The 19,164-nt window shown below is 71.2% G+C and carries 17 protein-coding genes; 11 read left to right on the top strand and 6 right to left on the bottom strand.

Going from position 1 to position 19,164, the window contains the following annotated elements:
- Nucleotides 1-95 precede the first annotated feature (95 nt).
- Both EV375_RS23915 and EV375_RS23910 read left to right on the top strand, forming a co-directional pair.
- Nucleotides 96-1,475, top strand: a complete 1,380-nt coding sequence (locus tag EV375_RS23915) for an APC family permease (RefSeq protein WP_130301448.1) — start codon at nt 96-98, stop codon at nt 1,473-1,475.
- Between the two features lie 85 nt (nt 1,476-1,560).
- Nucleotides 1,561-2,223, top strand: coding sequence for a TIGR03086 family metal-binding protein (locus EV375_RS23910; protein WP_130301447.1), 663 nt, complete (start codon nt 1,561-1,563; stop codon nt 2,221-2,223).
- A 59-nt stretch (nt 2,224-2,282) separates the two neighbouring features.
- Here the strand turns inward: EV375_RS23910 and EV375_RS23905 are convergent, their stop codons facing one another.
- Nucleotides 2,283-3,143 (bottom strand): MurR/RpiR family transcriptional regulator, encoded by an 861-nt coding sequence (locus tag EV375_RS23905; protein ID WP_130301446.1) that lies wholly within the window; start codon nt 3,141-3,143, stop codon nt 2,283-2,285.
- A gap of 431 nt (nt 3,144-3,574) precedes the next feature.
- Between EV375_RS23905 and EV375_RS23900 the strand changes: the two genes are divergently transcribed.
- Nucleotides 3,575-4,015, top strand: a complete 441-nt coding sequence (locus tag EV375_RS23900) for a hypothetical protein (protein WP_130301445.1) — start codon at nt 3,575-3,577, stop codon at nt 4,013-4,015.
- A 519-nt stretch (nt 4,016-4,534) separates the two neighbouring features.
- Here the strand turns inward: EV375_RS23900 and EV375_RS23890 are convergent.
- On the bottom strand, nt 4,535-5,926 hold the full coding sequence (locus EV375_RS23890) for a cystathionine beta-synthase (protein WP_130301444.1): 1,392 nt from the start codon (nt 5,924-5,926) through the stop codon (nt 4,535-4,537).
- Between the two features lie 391 nt (nt 5,927-6,317).
- On the opposite strand from EV375_RS23890, the gene EV375_RS23885 reads away from it, so the two are divergent.
- The 3 genes from EV375_RS23885 to EV375_RS23875 all read left to right on the top strand — a co-directional run bounded on the left by EV375_RS23885 (nt 6,318) and on the right by EV375_RS23875 (nt 9,935).
- A complete protein-coding gene (locus tag EV375_RS23885) occupies nt 6,318-7,346 on the top strand; it encodes an SGNH/GDSL hydrolase family protein (protein ID WP_130301443.1) in 1,029 nt (342 codons plus the stop codon).
- A gap of 222 nt (nt 7,347-7,568) precedes the next feature.
- Entirely contained in the window at nt 7,569-8,786 is a 1,218-nt protein-coding gene (locus EV375_RS23880; protein ID WP_130301442.1) for an acetyl-CoA C-acetyltransferase, read from the top strand.
- Between the two features lie 240 nt (nt 8,787-9,026).
- On the top strand, nt 9,027-9,935 hold the full coding sequence (locus EV375_RS23875) for a hypothetical protein (RefSeq protein ID WP_130301441.1): 909 nt from the start codon (nt 9,027-9,029) through the stop codon (nt 9,933-9,935).
- On the opposite strand, the gene EV375_RS23870 is transcribed toward EV375_RS23875, so the two are convergent.
- A complete protein-coding gene (locus tag EV375_RS23870) occupies nt 9,919-10,257 on the bottom strand; it encodes a hypothetical protein (RefSeq protein WP_130301440.1) in 339 nt (112 codons plus the stop codon). The two genes, EV375_RS23875 and EV375_RS23870, sit on opposite strands and share 17 nt — an antisense overlap.
- Before the next feature lie 98 nt (nt 10,258-10,355).
- Between EV375_RS23870 and EV375_RS23865 the strand changes: the two genes are divergently transcribed.
- A complete protein-coding gene (locus EV375_RS23865) occupies nt 10,356-10,583 on the top strand; it encodes a DUF4287 domain-containing protein (RefSeq protein ID WP_055484354.1) in 228 nt (75 codons plus the stop codon).
- A gap of 133 nt (nt 10,584-10,716) precedes the next feature.
- Here the strand turns inward: EV375_RS23865 and EV375_RS23860 are convergent, their stop codons facing one another.
- Together EV375_RS23860 and EV375_RS23855 are read right to left on the bottom strand one after the other, a co-directional pair.
- Nucleotides 10,717-11,577 (bottom strand): Bax inhibitor-1/YccA family protein, encoded by an 861-nt coding sequence (locus EV375_RS23860; protein WP_130301439.1) that lies wholly within the window; start codon nt 11,575-11,577, stop codon nt 10,717-10,719.
- A gap of 681 nt (nt 11,578-12,258) precedes the next feature.
- On the bottom strand, nt 12,259-12,666 hold the full coding sequence (locus EV375_RS23855) for a cupin domain-containing protein (protein ID WP_130301438.1): 408 nt from the start codon (nt 12,664-12,666) through the stop codon (nt 12,259-12,261).
- Nucleotides 12,667-13,299: 633 nt separating this feature from the next.
- Here EV375_RS23855 and EV375_RS29265 point away from each other — a divergent pair.
- Both EV375_RS29265 and EV375_RS23845 read left to right on the top strand, forming a co-directional pair.
- Nucleotides 13,300-13,779 (top strand): DUF6153 family protein, encoded by a 480-nt coding sequence (locus EV375_RS29265; protein ID WP_165434814.1) that lies wholly within the window; start codon nt 13,300-13,302, stop codon nt 13,777-13,779.
- A gap of 90 nt (nt 13,780-13,869) precedes the next feature.
- Nucleotides 13,870-14,481: a DUF305 domain-containing protein gene (locus EV375_RS23845; RefSeq protein WP_130301436.1), complete on the top strand. Its 612-nt coding sequence runs from the start codon at nt 13,870-13,872 to the stop codon at nt 14,479-14,481.
- A gap of 346 nt (nt 14,482-14,827) precedes the next feature.
- Here the strand turns inward: EV375_RS23845 and EV375_RS23840 are convergent, their stop codons facing one another.
- On the bottom strand, nt 14,828-15,739 hold the full coding sequence (locus tag EV375_RS23840) for a DMT family transporter (protein ID WP_130302085.1): 912 nt from the start codon (nt 15,737-15,739) through the stop codon (nt 14,828-14,830).
- A 346-nt stretch (nt 15,740-16,085) separates the two neighbouring features.
- Between EV375_RS23840 and EV375_RS23835 the strand changes: the two genes are divergently transcribed.
- Together EV375_RS23835 and EV375_RS23830 are read left to right on the top strand one after the other, a co-directional pair.
- Nucleotides 16,086-16,412 (top strand): hypothetical protein, encoded by a 327-nt coding sequence (locus EV375_RS23835; RefSeq protein WP_130301435.1) that lies wholly within the window; start codon nt 16,086-16,088, stop codon nt 16,410-16,412.
- A 277-nt stretch (nt 16,413-16,689) separates the two neighbouring features.
- Nucleotides 16,690-19,119: a SpoIIE family protein phosphatase gene (locus EV375_RS23830; RefSeq protein ID WP_130301434.1), complete on the top strand. Its 2,430-nt coding sequence runs from the start codon at nt 16,690-16,692 to the stop codon at nt 19,117-19,119.
- Nucleotides 19,120-19,164 lie beyond the last annotated feature (45 nt).

Genomic DNA, 19,164 nt, shown 5'->3' with positions numbered 1-19,164 from the left:
GCCGGGACGGTGCGACTGCGCGGTCGGGAGGACCGCATGAACGTGCCCAGCCGACGGGAGCTTTGGCGAGCACGGGCCGTGGGAACCTTCAGCTCATGCCGGAGTCTCGCGAAGCCCCTGAAGCAGAAGTCCCCGCCCAGAGCACGCCCTCCGACGGGACACCTCTCGTCCGGGCCATCGGACCCAAGTTGCTGGTCTTCTTCGTCATCGGCGACATCCTCGGCACGGGGATCTACGCCACCACGGGGAAGGTGGCGGGCAAGGTCGGCGGGGCCCTGTGGCTGCCGTTCGTGATCGGGTTCGCGGTGGCGCTGCTGACGGCGGCCTCCTACGCGGAACTCGTCGGCAAGTACCCGCGGGCCGCCGGTGCGGCGCTGTACACCCAGCGGGCGTTCAAGATGCCCTTCCTGACCTTCATCGTCGCGTTCATGGTCGTGTGCTCGGGCCTGTCGTCGGCGAGCGCCGCGGCCCTCGCGTTCGCGGGCGACTATCTGACGGAACTGGTGGAAGCCCCCTCCACGCTCGTCGCGATCCTCTTCGTCCTCGCGCTGGCGGCGCTCACCCTGCGCGGCGTCTCGGAGTCGGTGAAGACCAACGTCGTGCTCACAGTGGTCGAACTCAGCGGGCTGACGATCGTCCTCGGGATCGGCGTGTACGCCGTCCTCGCGGGCATGGGCGACCCCGGCCGGCTCGGGGAGATCCACACGACGGGCGACACCGGGTACGCGGTGCTGACGGGCGTGATGGGCGCGACCGCCCTGGGATTCTTCGCGTTCGTCGGCTTCGAGGACTCGGTCAACATGGCGGAGGAGACCGTCGAGCCCGGCCGTACCTTCCCGCGGGCCCTGTTCATCGGTGTCGCCGTCACCGGCACCATCTACGTGCTGGTGGCGCTCATCTCGTCGCTGCTGGTCGACTTCCGGGTACTGGAGAAGTCCAGCGGTCCGCTGCTGGAGGTGGTGAAGGCGGGCGGAGTGAGCTTCCCGCCGGAACTCTTCGCCGTCATCGCCCTCTTCGCCGTCAGCAACTCCGCGCTGATCAACATCATGATGGCCTCGCGTCTGTGCTACGGCATGGCCAACGAGGGCATCCTTCCCGCCGTCATGGGGCGGGTGCTGCCCGGCCGGCGCACTCCGGTCACGGGCATCGTCTTCGTCACCCTGCTCGCAGTGGTTCTCGTCTCCACGGGCGAGATCGAAGGGCTCGGCGACACCACGTCGTTCCTGCTGCTGTGCGTCTTCGCGGTCGTCAACATCGCTGTCCTGGTGCTGCGCAAGGAGCGGGTGGAGCACCGCCACTTCCGGGCGCCGACGGTGCTGCCCGTCCTGGGCGCGGCCTCCGCGGTCCTACTGGCCAGCCCGCTCGCCGACCGTGCCGCGGACGTGTACGTGCGCGCGGCGGTCCTCGTCGCGCTCGGCATCGCGCTGTGGGCCGTGAACAGGGCGGCTCTCGGAATCGCCGCGCGGCGCCGATGAGTTCGCGCCTTCGTGCCGGTCCGTACAGGGGACGGCCGGGCCCACCGGCCGGCGGGCGGACACTGAGAGGGCAGGCGGTCGGGCGATGGATGACGGCACACCGGACGCCGGCACTGCATTGCTGGAGCGGGCGCTCGGATACGCACTGTGCGCCGTACGGCCGGTGACGGCACCGGCGCTCAACCGTGCGACACCGTGCGGCCGTTGGGACCTGCGGGCGCTACTGTGGCACGCCAACGACTCGCTCGCCGCCCTGTGCGAGGGGATCGAGGACGGATACATCGGCCTGGATCCCCCCGCAGCGGCCGGAGGCCTTGAGGACAGCGACAGGCGCCGCCCGCGCGACCCGGCTGCGGCCTTCCGGGCCGCGGCGTCGCGGCTGATGGGCGCCTGGGCCGGCTCGGGAACCCCGGCCCGGCGGCTCGTGGCCATCGACGACCTGCCGCTGACGGCGACAGCCCTCGCCCGTACGGGAGCGCTCGAGATCGCCGTGCACGGATGGGACATCGCTCAGGCCACGGGGCTGCCGCGTCCCGTTCCGGCGGCGCTGGCGACCGAACTGATCCGTACGGCACGTCAGTTGGTGCCAGGACCCGAGGCGCGCCATCCGCTCTTCGCCGCGCCGGTCACCGTCCCGGCGGAGGCCGATCCGAGCGACCGGCTCGTGGCGTTCCTCGGCCGCGACCCGTACCGGACGCGGCGGGGCGAACAAACGGGCGGCGCGGAGGGCCGCACGGAACCGGCCTAGCGTCCGTCAGCCGCCTCGTCCTGCTCCCGCGTCTCCCCCGCTTCGGGAACGGGCGGCGTTCATTCCAGGAACAGTCCGCGCTCCGCGGCCCTCGCGTCGAAGTCCTCCAGCCTGGACTGGGCGTCCGGCAGCCCGTCGCACATCGCCTCCAGCAGCACCCTCCCGAGCAGCATGGGTGCGCACGCGGTGTCGAAGACGAGACCTGTGCCGACCGCGGCGGGAAGCAGCAGGTCCTCGGGGTGTGCGACGGGCGCGAAGGCGCTGTCGGCAACGGTGACGATCCGCAGTCCCGTGCCGCGTGCGTGATCGAGCGCCTCGGCGACCTCCTTCGGGTGGCGCGGGAGCGCGAAGCACAGCAGCACGTCCGCCCCGGCCCGTACGCACCCGTCGATGCGGTCGGACAGCATGCTTCCGCCCTCGTCCAGCAGCCGCACGTCGGGGTGGACCTTGGAGGCGAAGTAGGCGAAGCCGCGCGCCTGGGCCGAGGCGGCACGCAGGCCGAGCACCGGCAGCGTGGGGCTCGCGGCGAGCAGCCGGCCCGCGCGCTCCACGGGAGAGGGGTCGGCGAGCAGCGCCGCGAGGTGACGCAGGTTGTCGATCTCGGCGTGCACGGCCTGCTGGTAGGCGTTGTACGGGTCGGGCTCGGCGTCCCGGGCGCCTGCCGCCGCTCCCGCCCCCGTCGTCTCGGGCGCCGATTCGCGCAGGTGCCGGCGGAGCGCGGGGTAGCCGTCGAAGCCGAGAGCCACGGCGAAGCGGGTGACGGACGGCTGGCTCACCCCTGCCAGCTCGGCGAGTTCGACGCTGGAGAGGAAGGGTGCGTCACCGGCCTGCCGGACCATGCAGTGTGCGATCCGGCGCTGGGTCGGCGTGAGCCTGTGCCCCTCGAAGAGCTTCAGCAGCCGCGCGCTCGCGCTGCTCATCCCGTCCTCCCGCTGTTCGCGCTCACCGGAGTCCCGCACCTCGGCTCCCGATGTCTATTCACTACAGAACGACTGTGCATGACCATATGCAGTCGGGCAAGCGGGATCCGGATGATCAGCTTCGAGGCCGCAGCCGCCGCGCCTGAACACCTACGGGTGCTTCATGTCGCTGGTCACCGGGCGTCAGCGGCTTCCGGGTTCAGGCCGTGCCCCCGCAGCGGGCGCGCGCCACCCACATCGGCGCGATCATGCACGCCGGTACGGCACTCGCCCTCTCGGCAGGACAGCCTCCCTGGGGCCGCGCGGTCCTCGGACCGGCCGGCATCCCGGATATGCCGCCGCCGGCACCGGCGGAGGTGGGGGCAGACCGCCCGCGGATACGGGGGCTGGCCCCACTGCCCCGGGCGGCCCGCGCGCGTAGCGTGCCGCGCATGGACGCCCGCGACCCCGAGCTCACGCGCGAACTCGACGCGACTCTTCAGACCCGCAGGGAACTCGGCAAGGAGTACGAGGACGAACTCATCACCTCCTTCCTGGAGAAGCTCGACCACCGGCTGGAGACGGTCGTGGACAAGCGGATGCGCCGCCGGATGGCGGAGCAGCAGATGGTCGCGGCCCGCGGGGGTGCACGGGCGCAGACGGGCGGCGGTTCGCCGTCGTATCCGGAGGGCATGGGTGCACGGCTCCTGGGGGTCGCCTCGCTGGTGCTCGCCGTACCGCTCTCGGCCATCGCCGCCGTCAACACGGGGCTCTCGGGCCTGCTGGTGTGCTGGGCCGGAATCGTCGGCGTCAACGCGGTGCAGGGGAACTGGAGCCGGTTCGGCTTCCGGCGGACCAAGGAGGAGCGCCGGCAGGAGAGTGACTGGGACTGAGCGGCCGGAACAGGACTGCACCGGAAACCAGGGCCGCCGCCACTGCCGCCCCGTACGGAATCGGCAGCCGGGCCCCGGCCGCAGCCGGACCCTGGCCCTGATCCTGGCCCTGGCCCCGGCCCCGGCCCCGGCCCTGATCCTGATCCTGGCCCCGGCCCTGGCCCCGGCCCCGGCCCTGGCCCTGAACGGAACGCCCGCCGCGGGCTGTGGCGACGAAGCAGGCCCCGCAGCGGGAGGCCGCCGCACCCAGGTGCGAGCACCGGGGCGGGACGAACGGCAGCCCCCCGCGGGGATGCGCGCCGGTCAGGACCGGTCGCGTCCCGGCGTCCACAGATCCGGGAGCCGCTCCGGAGTTCTTCGACGCCGACACAGACCACTGTGCCGAGCGTGTGTCAACCGAACGTTTCGGGGCCGTGACACTCTCTCGCCACTTCGCGACCGCCCGGCGCCGCCACCGCCCGGACGCCCCGACGCCCGGGCGGCCGCGGGGAGTTCCGGGTGTTCACGGCCCCGTCCGCGTCACTTCTTGGCACCGCTCGCCAGATAGGCGAGCAGGTCCTGCCTGCTGACCACGCCGACCGGCTTGCCCTCCGCCAACACCACTGCTGCGTCGGCGCCTTCGAGGACCGGCATCAGGTCCCCCACCGACTCGCCGGAGCCGACGTGCGGCAGGGGCTCGCTCATGTGCTTCTCCAGACGGTCGCCGAGGGAGGCGCGCTGCGCCAACAGCGCGTCCAGCAGCTCCCGTTCGACGACGGAACCGACGACCTCGGCCGCCATCACATCCGGGTGCCCGGCTCCCGGCTTGACCACCGGCATCTGCGAGACGCCGTACTCGCGCAGCACCTCGATGGCCTCGCCGACCGTCTCCTCGGGGTGCATGTGCACGAGCGAGGGGATCGGGCCCTCCTTGTGGCGCAGCACGTCACCGACGCGTACGTCGGTGCCCTCGCCCTCCTCCAGGAACCCGTAGTCGTTCATCCACTCGTCGTTGAAGATCTTGCTGAGGTAGCCCCGGCCGCCGTCCGGCAGCAGCACCACGACCACGTCGTCCGGCCCGAGCTTCTTCGCCACCTCCAGGGCGCCCACCACGGCCATGCCGCACGAGCCGCCCACCAGCAGGCCTTCCTCCCTGGCCAGACGGCGCGTCATCTGGAAGGAGTCCTTGTCGGAAACGGCGACGATCTCGTCCGCCACGTCACGGTCGTACGCGTCCGGCCAGAAGTCCTCGCCGACGCCCTCCACCAGGTAAGGACGGCCCGAACCGCCGCTGTAGACGGAACCCTCGGGGTCCGCACCGACGACCCGGACCCGGCCCTCGCTGACGTCCTTGAGATAACGGCCCGTTCCGGAGATGGTGCCGCCGGTGCCGACGCCCGTGACGAAGTGCGTGATCCGCCCGTCCGTCTGCTGCCACAGCTCGGGACCGGTCGACTCGTAGTGCGATCGCGGGTTGTTCGGGTTGCTGTACTGGTCGGGCTTCCAGGCGTCCGGGGTCTCGCGCACGAGACGGTCCGAGACGTTGTAGTAGGAGTCGGGGTGGTCGGGGTCGACCGCCGTCGGGCAGACGACCACCTCGGCGCCGTACGCCCGCAGCACATTGATCTTGTCCGTCGACACCTTGTCGGGGCAGACGAACAGACAGCGGTAGCCCTTCTGCTGGGCGACGATGGCGAGCCCGACACCGGTGTTGCCGGAGGTGGGCTCGACGATGGTGCCGCCCGGACGGAGTTCGCCGGACTGCTCAGCCGCCTCGATCATCCGCAGCGCGATCCGGTCCTTCACGGAACCGCCGGGGTTGAAATATTCGACCTTCGCGAGAACCGTGGCCCGGATACCCTCCGTGACACTGTTCAGCTTGATCAGCGGGGTGTTGCCGACAAGGTCGATCATGGACTCGTGATACTGCAACGTGGTCTCCGCGCGTCCGTGGGCAGCGTCGTTGCGTGCCCTTACCGTCACGATATTGCGCAACACGCGCACACCGGAGGCCCGTTGCGAAGGTTGCAGAGCGGTCCCCACGGGGCAACACAGTGTTAGGAGCGCTCAACCCGCACGTCACAGGACGCGCACTGAGCGCTCACACCGACTACCCAACCACGGTGCCTCTTCATGCACCTCAGCACCATCCGGCGGGGCACAGGCCGGCGGTAGCGGGAATGGATCGGGCGCGGCCGCGGTCTCACGTACACCCCTGGCCGCACAGTACGGCGCAGTACGGCGCACACGGAACGCACAGCACACCAGCACCGGGACCACCAGCACCAGCACCAGCACCAGCAGCGGGAGGCGGACCAGAGAGATGCCGATGTCGAAGGCGGCGAGCGCAAGAGTGGCACGACGGATCGCGACCGCGGCCGCGTACGGCAGTGGCGGCCTCAGCCTGCTCGGAGGTGCCGCCGTCGGACTGCTGTTCGCCGAGGCCCAGCTCGCCAAGCGGAAGATCGGCGTCTCGGACGACGACCCGCCCAAGGCCGACGGCGTCTACGGCGCCGCCCTCGCGGGACAGCACCCGGGGCGTGCCGTACGGCTGGGCTTCCTCGGCGACTCCACGGCGGCCGGCCAGGGAGTGCACCTCCCCCGCCAGACCCCGGGAGCGCTGCTGGCCTCCGCGCTCGCGGCCGTCGCCGAACGCCCCGTGGAACTGCGCAACGTGGCCCTGCCCGGCGCCCAGTCCGACGACCTGGAGCGCCAGGTCACACTGCTGTTGAGCGAGCAGGACCTCGACCACGCGCCCGACGTCTGCGTCATCATGATCGGCGCCAACGACGTCACGCACCGGATGCCGCCCTCCCGAGCGGTGCGGCTCCTGTCGGACGCGGTGGCGCGGCTGCGTACCGCCGGGTGCGAGGTGGTCGTCGGCACGTGCCCGGACCTGGGTTCCGTGGAGCCCGTCGGCCAGCCCCTGCGGTGGGTCGCTCGGCGCCTGAGCCGCCAGCTCGCCGCGGCACAGACCATCGCCGTCGTCGAGGAGGGCGCCCGTACGGTCTCGCTCGGCGACCTGCTCGGCCCGGAGTTCGCGGCGCATCCCCGCGAACTGTTCGGCCCGGACAACTACCACCCCTCGGCGGAGGGTTACGCCACCGCCGCGATGGCGATCCTGCCGACCCTGTGCGCCTCGCTGGGCCTGTGGCCGACGGAGGACGAAGGGCCCGACGCGACGCGGCGGGAGAGCATCCTGCCGGTGGCGCGAGCGGCGGCCGAGGCCGTCGCCGAGGGCGGCACGGAGGTCACGGCGGTCCGCGGCCCGTGGGCCCTCCTCAAGCACCGCCGGCGGCGCCGGCTGCCTCCGGCGGAAGAGGTCGAGGCGGCGCACGAGGAGGCGCTCTAGGGGTGTCTGACAACCCCGGGCGGCCCGGCCGGTCCCCCTCCTGCGTGGCGCAAGTACCCCGGGGCGCCTGCCGGGTGGGGGCTCGCCCGCCGCAACGGGGCAACAAAAAGCAAGCGCTTAGAAAAGAGTCCGGCATCACACCGTGCAGCCCGTGACCCCGGCGCTACGGGGAGGTAGCTTCCCGCAGGTAAACCGCTCTGCCGACGACCCTCTGGAGCCGTGATGCCCGAAGCAGTGATCGTCTCTGCCGCCCGCTCGCCCATCGGACGCGCCTTCAAGGGGTCGCTGAAGGACGTACGGCCCGACGACCTGACCGCGCAGATCGTGAAGGCCGCGCTCGACCAGGTACCGGAGCTGGATCCCTCCCAGATCGACGACCTGATGCTCGGTTGCGGCCTGCCCGGCGGCGAGCAGGGACACAACCTGGGCCGCGTCGTCGCCGTGCAGATGGGCATGGACCACCTGCCGGGCTGCACCATCACCCGCTACTGCTCCTCGTCGCTGCAGACGACCCGCATGGCGATGCACGCCATCAAGGCGGGCGAGGGCGATGTGTTCGTCTCGGCGGGCGTCGAGGCCGTCTCCCGTTCCGTCAACGGGAGTTCGGACGGGATGCCCGGCACGCACAACCCGCTCTTCGCCGACGCCGAGGCCCGTACCGCCGAGCGCGCCGAGAAGGGCGGATCGAGCTGGGAGGACCCGCGCGAGAGCGGACAGGTGCCGGACGTCTACATCGCCATGGGGCAGACCGCGGAGAACCTGGCCCGCCAGAAGGGCGTCACCCGCAGGGAGATGGACGAGTTCGGCGTCCGCTCGCAGAACCTGGCGGAGAAGGCCATCGCCGAGGGCTTCTGGGAGCGGGAGATCACACCGGTGACCACGCCGGACGGCACGGTCGCCAAGGACGACGGACCGCGCGCCGGTGTGACCCTCGAGGGCGTCGAGGGCCTCAAGCCCGTCTTTCGTCCCGACGGACTGGTCACCGCCGGCAACTGCTGCCCGCTCAACGACGGTGCGGCCGCGCTAATCGTCATGTCCGACACCAAGGCGCGCGAGCTGGGCCTTACGCCGCTGGCACGCATCGTGTCCACCGGCGTCTCCGGCCTCTCCCCCGAGATCATGGGTTACGGCCCGGTCGAGGCCAGCAAGCAGGCCCTGGCCCGTGCGGGAATGACGATCGGCGACATCGATCTCGTCGAGATCAACGAGGCGTTCGCCGCCCAGGTCATCCCGTCCTACCAGGACCTCGGCATCGACCTGGACAAGCTCAACGTCAACGGAGGCGCGATCGCCGTCGGCCACCCCTTCGGCATGACCGGCGCCCGCATCACCGCGACGCTGCTCAACTCGCTGCGCTGGCACGACAAGCAGTTCGGTCTGGAGACCATGTGCGTGGGCGGCGGTCAGGGCATGGCGATGGTGCTGGAACGCCTCAGCTGACGGCCCTGGGATGTGATTTATCCCCCTGGCGCTGAGCGTTTCTCCTGCTCACGACGGGCGAGGCGCCGGAGGTTGCAGTTCACCTCTGTCCTATTCACGACGTTTGGTACTACGGTCGACTCGCCCCTGGCTTCTCCTCCGGCCTTCCGGACGGTGCCCCCAGGGGGTGGACCCCAGGGAGGGAAGCCGGGGAGTCCCGATACAACGTCCGGGGGGACCAACGGAACCAGGAGAACGTCAGTGAGCCCGATATCTCTGCTGCTGCTCGCGACCGCGGTCACGGCCGCCGCGGTCGGGGGCGCCGCCCTGCACTCGGCGCGCGACCTGCGCCGGCGCCTCGAGGAGTGCCAGCAGGGTGTCCACGGGGCCAGGGTTCCGCGCGCGCGTTCCGCCGAGGAGATCCGCAGCATCGTCGTCGAGGCGATCGCGGAGGAACGCGAACGTGAGCTTGCGGAGGCCCGCGCCCTGTGGGCGGCGCAGGACTCGGGCACGCACGGCGAGGACGAGGACACGACGCTGGCCGGACGCGGCACGGAGTACGAGATCGCTCCCGTCCTGGACGCGCTGCTCAGGGGCCCCTTCGACGACGAGGTGCTGGAGAGCCTGCGCGGAATGCGCGACCACACCATGCCCGAGCCGGGAATCTTCGTACCCCGGCAGATGGAGCGCGGCGCGGGCGAGAACGGTCTCGAACCGGTGGAATCCCTTGAGCAGCACGGCGCGGACCACGGGCAGGAGACCCCCGATGTGGCCGCCGCCCGCCGGCGTCACCCTTCGGAGCCGGACTTCACGCTCCGCGGCGAACCCGCCGTCCCCGCACAGACGCCCCTGCGCTCCGGGAACACCGCCGGTCACGAGCGCACCGTGGGGCGGCTGGCGGAGCTGGCGGACGCCCGTACGCCGCTCTCGGACGTGCGGCAGGGCCCGCTGGGCACGCTGGACGTCTACCTCTTCCAGGACGGCACCACGGTGTGCCTCTCCCCCGGCCACCGCGAGACGGCCGAGGCCCTGTGCGCGGCGCTGCGGGAAGGTGACGTCCCGGTGCTGATGGGGGGCTCCACCGTCTCCGGCGCGTACGCCCTCACCTTCGCCTACGGGGAAGGCCGCACCGCCTATCTCCTCGCGGACCGCGTCATCGCTTCCCGGTAGCAGCCGCGGCGATACGCACCGTGGCGAGCTGAACAAGGCCGACGGCGTCGGCCAGTTCATGATCGGCGTCAACTTCGCAAACAATTTCCGCCAGATCGTGTGCCGCCACCAACAGCTGGTCGCCGACAGCGAAAACCCCCACGTCGGGGAGCTCCGACGGGGGCCGGCCCGGGAACTCCAGACGCTGCGCCCTGACCGCCAACTCGCGTGCCAGGGCCAGTCCTTCGGCCGCCGCGCCCCTGCGCAGAGCGCTCTCCGGAAGCGTTCTGAGACGGTCCGCGGCCGGCTGGACCGCGGAGATCAAAGGGGCTGTATCGAGCACCTCGCAAGCGTATGCGCCCCCGCGGGACTGTTGCCATCGTCCTCACACTCAGGCACCTTGGCGGGAAGGACTCCATAAGGCAGCGTCCGGAGGCGCCGATGTCCCAGATCTTCTCCGAAGAGACCCACCGGAACATGCTCACCCGCATCCCTCACTGCACCGGCCGTGAAGTATCCGAATGGCTGCGGACCGTCGATGAAGGCCCTTCCCTCTTCCGCTTCGAGGAGAAGGTGAGCTGGCTGCGCGGCGAGCACAACCTCGCTTACGGCCACGCGAAAGCGATCATTCACGAGTACGACCTGCGGCGCGCAGCACGCCACCTGTAACCGGCTTTCCAGAACCCACCGGATCTCTTCCGGAGCCCATCCGGATCCGCACCTGCGGCTTCGTACATACGAATCCACACATACGAAGGGGCCCGCGAGGCGTCACCGCCTCCGGGCCCCTTCGCCGCGTCCGTCAGTCGTTGCCCTGAAGGATCGCGATCAGTCGCAGGAACTCCAGGTAGATCCACACGAGGGTCAGCGTCAGGCCGAAGGCGGCCAGCCAGGACTCCTCGCGGGGAGCGCCGTAGGAGATGCCGTCCTCGACCTGCTTGAAGTCGAGCGCCAGGAACAGAGCGCCGATCAGGATGCCGACGACTCCGAACAGGACGCCCATCGCGCCGCTGCGGAAGCCGAGACCGTCACCGCCGCCGAAGACCGCGAACAGCAGGTTCACCATCATCAGCATCACGAAGCCGATGGCGGCGGCCATCGCGAAGCGGTAGAAGCGCCTGTTGACCCGGATGATCCGGGTCTTGTACATCACCAGCACCGCGGTGAAGACCGCCATGGTCCCCAGCACGGCCTGCATCGCCGCGCCGTTCGCGATGTAGCTGTCGACGAAGTTGCTGATCGCGCCGAGGAAGAGACCTTCCAGCGCCGCGTACGCCAGGATCAGCGCGGGCACGGCCTTGCGCTTGAAGGACTGGACGAGGGCCAGCACCATCGCGACGAGGCCGGCACCGATGGCGAGCGGCAGGGCCAGATCGGTGATCCAGGCCACTGCGGCCATGACGACGACGAGGCCCACCGTCATACCGGTGCGGGCGACGACGTCGTCCATCGTCATGACGCCGGTCTGCGGCGGGGCGGCGGGCGGAGCCCCGTGGGGCTGACCGACTGCCTGCGTCTGCTGCTGGGCGTAAGGGTTGTTCGCGTAGGGGTTGTTCGTCGCGTACGGGTTCCCGGCCTGCGGCTGCTGGCCGGCGTCGAAACCGGCATAGCCGCCTGAGCGGCTGAACCCCCGTCGCGAGAAGACCGGGTTGCTGCTCCTCATCTCACTCCTCCATGGCCGTACGGCACGGCACTAGCCTTCAGAGTAATGCGTTAGCAAAAACAGCACGCTACTCCAGTGTCAAGAACGAAGAAAAGTGGGGCGTGGTTCCGGCTTGGTTCCGTTCTTGTACCGGCTCTCCGGGCCTCCCAAACGCGCCGCTCCGGGACCCGGGGCGTTGCCCCGAAAGGCTGAAAGGCCCCCGGTCCGGGGCCCGGTGGGTCCCGCGCGGCTGTACGGCTGTCGCGGAAGCACGTGCGCGCCCGGGACGGTGAGGAGTGTCACCGGTGCGGGGTCCACGGCCGTCCGGGCCGCGCAACCGCCGATGAGCCCCGGCCGGAGGCGGCGCAGGGCGCCAAGAGCCGCTCCCCGAGCCCTTGGTGCGGACGCCGCCGCACACCCGGCGCGGCGATGAGCCAGTCCCTTGCGCCCCCGCGGCCTCACCCCTGCCACCGCCTTGCCGGCGAGGTGCCCGTACCGGGTACGCCGCACACGCGGGCCCGCCTGACGACGGACAACGAACACAGCGCCGGTGGAGGGCAGTTCGGGTGCAGGTGCACTGCAACTCGTACTCGCCGGCGAAGGCGTGGCGGCGGAGGGGTGCCGGCGCACCCCGCGGGTGCCGCGTCGACGCCTCCGTGCGCCAGTGCGTACAGCGACGGGGCGATCGGGGTGGGCACCCCGTCAGTCGAGGACGTGCCCGGTGGTGGCGTCGACGTGTCCGGGGACGGGCTCGTGCCTGTCGCCGACGGACGAGGTGCCGGCGGGTTCGAAGAGGAGCACCGAGGCGCCGTCGGCCGAGGACGGCTTGTGCTCGACACCGCGCGGGACGACGAAGACGGCCCCCTTGCCGAGCACCACCGTCCGCGCACCGGTACCGGCTGCGCCGTCACCGTCGCGCAGCGCGATGCTCAGCTCTCCGTCGAGCACGAGGAAGAACTCGTCGGTGTCCTCGTGGGCGTGCCACAGGTGCTCCCCCGCCACCTTGGCGATCCGGACGTCGTAGTCGTTGACCCGGGTGACGATGCGCGGGCTCCACAGCTGGTCGAAGGCGGCGAGGGCGGTGTGCAGATCGATCGGTTCGTCTCTCATGAGGCCATCGTCACGCTGATGGGCCGGACGCGGGAGTGCCGGGGCGTTCCGCGAAGTCCCGTCCGGACCGCGGGGCCGGACACAGCACCCGGCTGCGTGAGGGCTCCAACCCGTTCGGGCCGGGCGTGGCCACCGAGCTGTTCGGGCTGCGCCGCCCTGACCTGCGAACGCCCTGGTACGAGTTCACGGTGTGCCCCGCGACCCGCGAAGTCCCATGCAGCTCAGGATGTTGGCGCTCTCCGGGGTGGCGGACCCGAGCGCGGCGGCGAGGCGGACACCGTCATCGTGCCCGACCGTCCGGACCCGGAAGTGCGTCCGGGAAGCGCGGTGCTGGACGCGGTACGCCGGGCCGGCGGGCTCGGCACGGAGGCCAGTCCGCGCGCCCGGTTGCGGCGCCGTGCGGCCCCTCCCCCATCGCCCGTCGCCCGTCGCCGCCGGTTCAGCGCGCGCACACCATGACGGGCTCGACGGGCTCGACGGGCTTGAAGGGCTCGGCAGGGCTCCGGGGCGCTTCCGCCGGGGCCGGCTGCCCCCGGCTCGGTCCGCCCCGGCCGGCAAGGCGGCACCCGCCGGAACTTCTGCCGTCGGACACAACTCGGCATGCGCCCGGAGCCGTCACCGTACGATGCATCCGTGATCAGCAACCGCCCGCCGGCTCCCGCCTCCGCCCTCCAGGGGCGTGCCTGGGCGCTGCCGTTGCTGATCACGGCGGTCCTGTGCGGGCTGCTCACGATGCACGGCCTCGGCGCGGTACCCCCGGACGAAGCTCACCCGCACCGGGCGGCGCACTCCGCACCGGAGGCGCCTGCCGCACCGGAGGCCGCTGCGGCAGGCGGTCACGACGCCGGCGTCCACGATGACGGCTCGCGCCACCGGCCCGGTGGTCAGCACGCGGACCAGTGCGAGTGCGACGGCACGGACGGGCACGTCGCCCACGCCGACGCGGCATGTTCGGCGACCGGCACCAGCGGCTCCCCCAGCATGGACGGCCCCGCCTCGACCACGGCCACGGGCCCGGGGCCCGAGACGGCCCCCGGCGGACGGTGCCGGCCGGACACCGGCACCGAGCGGGACCCGCCCTCACTGCACCGGCTTCAACTCCTGCGCATATAGGGGCGCCTCACGGCGCGGCCTCCCGGGGCCGGCGCCGCATCAGGCGCACCTGGAACAAGTAACTCTTCGACACGCAGGAGCAGTACAACCATGACCACACAGCGTTCCACCCTCGGCCGCGCGGCGACCGCCGCCGCCTCCGCCGCGCTCGCGCTGGCTCTCGCGGCCTGCGGCAGCAGCGACGACAAGTCGGCCGGCGACGGCCACGGCTCGGGCCACGACAGCGGGAAGAAGCCCGCGAAGAACGCGGCCGCGGCCGACGTCTCCTTCGCGCAGGGCATGATCCCCCACCACCGCCAGGCCGTGGAGATGTCCGAACTGGCCTCGTCCCGCGCGGAGTCGGCAAAGGTGAAGTCGCTCTCCGAGCGGATCAGCAAGGCCCAGGAGCCCGAGATCGAGAAGATGTCCGGATGGCTGAAGTCGTGGGGCGAGAAGGTCCCCGCGTCGGGCCAGGGTCACTCGGGCCACTCCATGGCCGGGATGATGACGCCCGAGGACATGGAGAAACTGAAGAAGCTGTCCGGTGAGAAGTTCGACCGGGAGTTCCTGCGGATGATGACGGCACATCACGAGGGAGCCGTCGACATGGCCCGCACGGAGGAGTCCGACGGTTCGTACAAGCCGGCGAAGGCCATGGCCCGCGACATCCGGCGCTCACAGACGGCTGAGATCAAGGAGATGCGGGTGCTGCTGAAGAAGTAGCGCCGGCGTCCGCGCCCGGCTCTGCGCGCCCGGCGTCCCGTACGTCGGCTCCGCTCATGCGGCGCCTGATGTGCGGGGCGCCGGCGAACAGCAGCAGCCCCGCGAGCCACGTCCGGGGGGCGCGGAGAGCCAGCAGCCTCGGTGCACGGAGCGAGATCACCCGCGGCCCCCGGTAGGGGGCGGCACGGCGGGTGCGGCGGGAGCGCGGGCCCGTTGCGGCTGACGCAGGATCGGTACGGAGTACGCAGGACCTCGGCGGACACGGACACGGACTCGCCTCGGCGGACGCGGGCCCGGCCCGGCGGACATGGGCCCGGCCCGGCGGACGTGTCCGGTGCGAAGGCCGCTACCGCGGGCGGCCGCTGTCGTCGAAGGCGGGCTTCTCGTCCGAGGGGCCGGCCGGGCCGGACCCTCCGGTGGGCATCGCGGGATGCCGGCCCAGGATGAAAACCCCTCCGACGGCGGCACCCAGCCCGAGGACTTCCGCGGTGACCGCCAGCGGCGTCAAACGGACCGTGTCGCCGAGGAACCCGATGCTGCAGGCGATCCCGGAGAGCGGCTCCGCGGCGGTCAGCGCGGGCAGGGACTGTCGCAGTGCCCCGGCCTCGAAGGCGCTCTGCACCAGCACCAGTCCGACGACGGCCGACGTGACGATGGCGTACGGCTGCCAGCTCGTGACCAGTCCGACGAGGCCGGATTCGCTGAACACCGTGCTCGCCTCCCGGGTCAGGGCGTCCTGAACTCCGTAGAGCACTCCCGCCGCGCCGGCCAGGAGGGGAGGCTCCTCGACAAGACGCAGATTACGGGCGATCACGACCATCACCAGGGCCACCGCCACCACCGACCCCAGCACCAACCAGCGCCGGAAAGCACCGATCTGGGCGTCGTCGTTGCCCTGCGGGGACCCCGCGGCCACGAATACGGCCACGCCTCCGCTGAGCAGCACCACTCCCGCCCAGCCGCTGCCGCCGAGCCGCTGGCCGCTGATCCGCCGTGCCAGCGCCATCGCGAAGAGAAGATTGGTGGCCAGCAGAGGCGCGACCCGGGAGACGTCCCCTTGTGCCAGTGCGGCGGCGCTGAGGAGCTGGCCGATCACCATGAAGCCGATGCCGCAAAGCCAGCGCGGCACCTTCATCAGGTCCAGAAGCAGCCGGAAGGAGAGGATGTCGGCCAGCGGGGCGCGGGCCGCGGCCTCCTGCTGGAGTACGAACCCGAGACCCAGAAAGCAGGCCCCGACCAGGCCGTACACGTAGACCATGATCGACATGCCACTCCACGGCGCTTGAGCGGGCCCCGCGGCGCACTGCGGGCCGTCCGGATCCGGCGTATCCGTCTGATGACTCTCAGCATCTCCCAAATGTCCCGGCCCCGGAGGCTGCGAGGCCGCGACACAGGTGATTGCCCACGGAGCGGACCAAAGGCCCCGGCACGCTCACGGTCCGCCCGCGCGCGGACGGTACGAGCGGGGCCGAACACGGATCGCGGGCAATGACACCGCCGTCGTGCGGGTGGCGGTGGCCGGAATGACCACCAAGGGCGGAGCCTCCGGCCTCGCTTCCGCAACAGCCCCACCGCGCCCGCCCTGCGCTGAATAGCGTTGAGACATGAGTCTGATGACCGAGGGGGAAGCACCAGGGCCGGTCCGCTTCTACCTGGCCTGTGACGATGTCGGCTGTCCGTCCCGCGCCGTCTTCGACCTCGTGATCGACGAGCCTCCGCCGCCGATCGAGGACGACCTCTTCGGGCACATCCTGCACAGCAGCGCCCGCGCTGCCCCCTACATCGAGGAGCAGGGCTGGACCTTCACGCAGGGGGTCGGCTACTGGTGTCCGACCTGTTCCACGCCCCGGTCCGAACGCCCCGCTCCGCCCAGGCCCGGACGGCGCCAGCCCCCGCGCCGTCAGCGACGCGACCCGCGCGGCCCGCAGTAGGCGCCGCGACGCTCCGCACACGGAAGCGGCACAGCCTTCCACGCTCCGTGACCCGCCTGACAGAACACCCGAGCCCAGCCATGCGCCCGTGCGCCCCTCCGGCAACCGCGTGCGCCCGTGAATTCAAGCCGTTCCCGGACTCCCGCCCCGTGCGGCGGCGGGGCACCTATGTTCAGCTTTCCCCCAGGGGTCCGCTCTGCCCGCTCTGCCTGCTGCGGTTGTATCTGCTCCCGTATGGATCGACCCTGTAAGAAACGTATCCGGCTGGACTGGTGCCATGAATGCGTGGAGCGAGGCGGAGACCACCGACTTCCGTGGGCCACTCGACGTGGCGAGCGGCGCCACCGTACTGCTCGACCACGAGAACGTGATCACCGGGTGGAGCGCGGCCGCAAAGGCCCTCTTCGGATATGAACCGCTCGAGATCCTGGGCCGGCCGCTCGAGACGCTGATAGTGGGGAGAACATCCCAGGAACAGCCGTTCATCGAGCTCCTCGACCGGTCCGCCGGGCCCGCATGCCGCAGCGAGGCCGGCATCGCCCGTCACCGGGACGGCCACAGCATCGACGTGGCGACGACGGTCTGCTCACTCGCCGGGAAGGACGACTCCCCGCAGATCATGGTCGCGGCGGCGCTGGAACCGCTGCGGGGCTGGGAGGCGCACCAGGCCATGCTCCGCGGGCTCGCCACGCAGTCACCCATCGGCCTGGGCATCTACGACACCGATCTGCGCCTGACGTGGATAAACGCGAAGTACCAGAGCGAGATAGACCGCAGGTTCAGCGAGTTCGCAGGCAAGCGCGTCGACGAGCTGTACGACGGCGGCGAGGTGATCTCCGAGGGTTATCCGAGCTCGCTGGAAGACGTCATGCAGAACGTGATCGACACCGGCAAGCCGGTCTTCGGTCTGCTCTATGAGGCCCGGCCGCCCGTCGACCCGGAGCACGACCACGTCTGGTCGTGCGCGTACTACCAGCTCAAGGACCCCGACGGGCACGTGCTCGGCGTCTGCGAGGACGCGCTCGACATCACCGAGCGCTACCGTGCCCAGCAGCGGCTCGCGCTGACGGTGCGCGCCGGGGTGCGCATCGGCACCACCCTCGACATGATCACCACCGCCCGGGAGATCGCCGAGGTGGCCATCCCCGCCTTCGCCGACAACGTCACCGTGGACCTGGCGGAGGGGGTGCTGGAGGGCGAGGAGCCCCGGCCGTACGGAGATGCACCGTCCATGATCAGAGTGGTGGAGCGCGTGGGCAGCCCGTACGCGGGCGCCGTGAGCGAGGACGCGCCCTCCACGGGGCCCTTCCCCGTCGGCTACGAGCCCGGTTCGCCGCAGCTGATCTCGCTCGCGTCCCGAAAGGCCGTCACGGTCCACAGCGAACGCGGGGCGGAAACACCCGAGGGCGAGAGCGGCGTCCACTCCACGCTCGCCGTGCCGTTGCGCGCCAGGGGCACCACGATGGGCCTGGTCACCTTCATGCGCAGCGGGAACCCGGCGCACTTCGACAACGACGAGCTCGCCCTCGCCAACGAGCTGGCGACCCGGACCGCTCTGTCCGTCGACAACGCCCGCCGCTACACACGTGAGCGCGCCTCCGCGCTGACGCTTCAGCGCAACCTCCTGCCCAGGAGGCTGCCCGAGCTGTCGGCCGTCGACGTGGCGCACCGCTATCTGCCGTCCGACGTGGGACTGGGCGTCGGCGGCGACTGGTTCGACGTGATCGCTCTGTCCGGGACGCGGGTGGGAATGGTCGTGGGCGACGTGGTCGGCCACGGCGTGAACGCCGCCGCCACCATGGGGCGTCTGCGCACCACGCTCCGGGCTCTGGCGCGGCTGGATCTCGCTCCCGACGAGCTGCTCTCCCGGCTGGACGACCTCGTGCTTCAGGGCGCCGAGGACCAGGAGCCGGACGCCGTCCCCGGCACGGACGAGGGGCTCGGCGTCGCTTGCCTCTACGTCGTGTACGACCCGGTCTCCCGTGTGTGCACCGCCGCCCGGGCGGGCCATCCTCCCGCCGCCAGCGTCGATCCGGAGGGCAACTTCACCCTGCTCGACATCCCGCCCGGCCCTCCGCTGGGCGTCGGCGGGCTGCCCTTCGAGTCGATGGAGACCGAACTGCCGGAGGGCAGCCTCCTCGCTCTCTTCACCGGGGGCCTCGTCCAGGACCGCGACCGCGACATCGACACCGGCGTCGCGAAGCTCGAAGGCGTCCTGAGCGACCGCCGGGCCACACTCGAGGAGCTGTGCGACCGGACCCTGAACGAGCTCCAGCCCGACGGTCCGGCCACCGACGACGCCGCACTCCTGCTCGCCCGTACGCACGAGTTGGGCGCGGACCAGGTCATCGGCTGGGAGCTGGACGCCGAGCCCAGCGCGGTCTCCCACGCACGGGCCGTGGTCATGGACCAGCTGGACCAATGGGGCCTGGACGAGCTGGCGTTCACCACCGAACTCGTCGTCAGCGAACTCGTCACCAACGCCATCCGGCACGCGATCGGCCCGGTGTACCTGCGCCTCATCCGGGACCGCAGCCTGCACTGCGAGGTCTCCGACAAGGGACACACCTCGCCCAACCTGCGGCACAGCGCGACCGACGACGAGGGCGGGCGCGGTCTGTTCATCGTGGCGCAGATGGTGCAGCGCTGGGGCACCCGGTACACGACGTCGGGCAAGACCATCTGGACGGAGCAGGCACTGCCCTGAGCCTTCGACGAGTTGGACGGGCGGGGTGGCCGCGGCCATGGACCC

The organism is Streptomyces sp. CNZ301 (genome assembly GCF_004217425.1).
This window is presented reverse-complemented; position numbering and strand designations above follow the sequence as displayed.

Bases quoted from the DNA above. Each gene is read 5' to 3' on its own strand.
- EV375_RS23840 (WP_130302085.1), bottom strand. From the start codon at position 15,739: ATGGTCTACGTGTACGGCCTGGTCGGGGCCTGCTTTCTGGGTCTCGGG.
- EV375_RS23845 (WP_130301436.1), top strand. From the start codon at position 13,870: ATGACCACACAGCGTTCCACCCTCGGCCGCGCGGCGACCGCCGCCGCC.
- EV375_RS23880 (WP_130301442.1), top strand. From the start codon at position 7,569: ATGCCCGAAGCAGTGATCGTCTCTGCCGCCCGCTCGCCCATCGGACGC.
- EV375_RS23915 (WP_130301448.1), top strand. From the start codon at position 96: ATGCCGGAGTCTCGCGAAGCCCCTGAAGCAGAAGTCCCCGCCCAGAGC.
- EV375_RS23865 (WP_055484354.1), top strand. From the start codon at position 10,356: ATGTCCCAGATCTTCTCCGAAGAGACCCACCGGAACATGCTCACCCGC.
- EV375_RS23905 (WP_130301446.1), bottom strand. From the start codon at position 3,143: ATGAGCAGCGCGAGCGCGCGGCTGCTGAAGCTCTTCGAGGGGCACAGG.
- EV375_RS23900 (WP_130301445.1), top strand. From the start codon at position 3,575: ATGGACGCCCGCGACCCCGAGCTCACGCGCGAACTCGACGCGACTCTT.
- EV375_RS23885 (WP_130301443.1), top strand. From the start codon at position 6,318: ATGCCGATGTCGAAGGCGGCGAGCGCAAGAGTGGCACGACGGATCGCG.
- EV375_RS23835 (WP_130301435.1), top strand. From the start codon at position 16,086: ATGAGTCTGATGACCGAGGGGGAAGCACCAGGGCCGGTCCGCTTCTAC.
- EV375_RS23855 (WP_130301438.1), bottom strand. From the start codon at position 12,666: ATGAGAGACGAACCGATCGATCTGCACACCGCCCTCGCCGCCTTCGAC.
- EV375_RS23910 (WP_130301447.1), top strand. From the start codon at position 1,561: ATGGATGACGGCACACCGGACGCCGGCACTGCATTGCTGGAGCGGGCG.
- EV375_RS23830 (WP_130301434.1), top strand. From the start codon at position 16,690: ATGAATGCGTGGAGCGAGGCGGAGACCACCGACTTCCGTGGGCCACTC.
- EV375_RS23860 (WP_130301439.1), bottom strand. From the start codon at position 11,577: ATGAGGAGCAGCAACCCGGTCTTCTCGCGACGGGGGTTCAGCCGCTCA.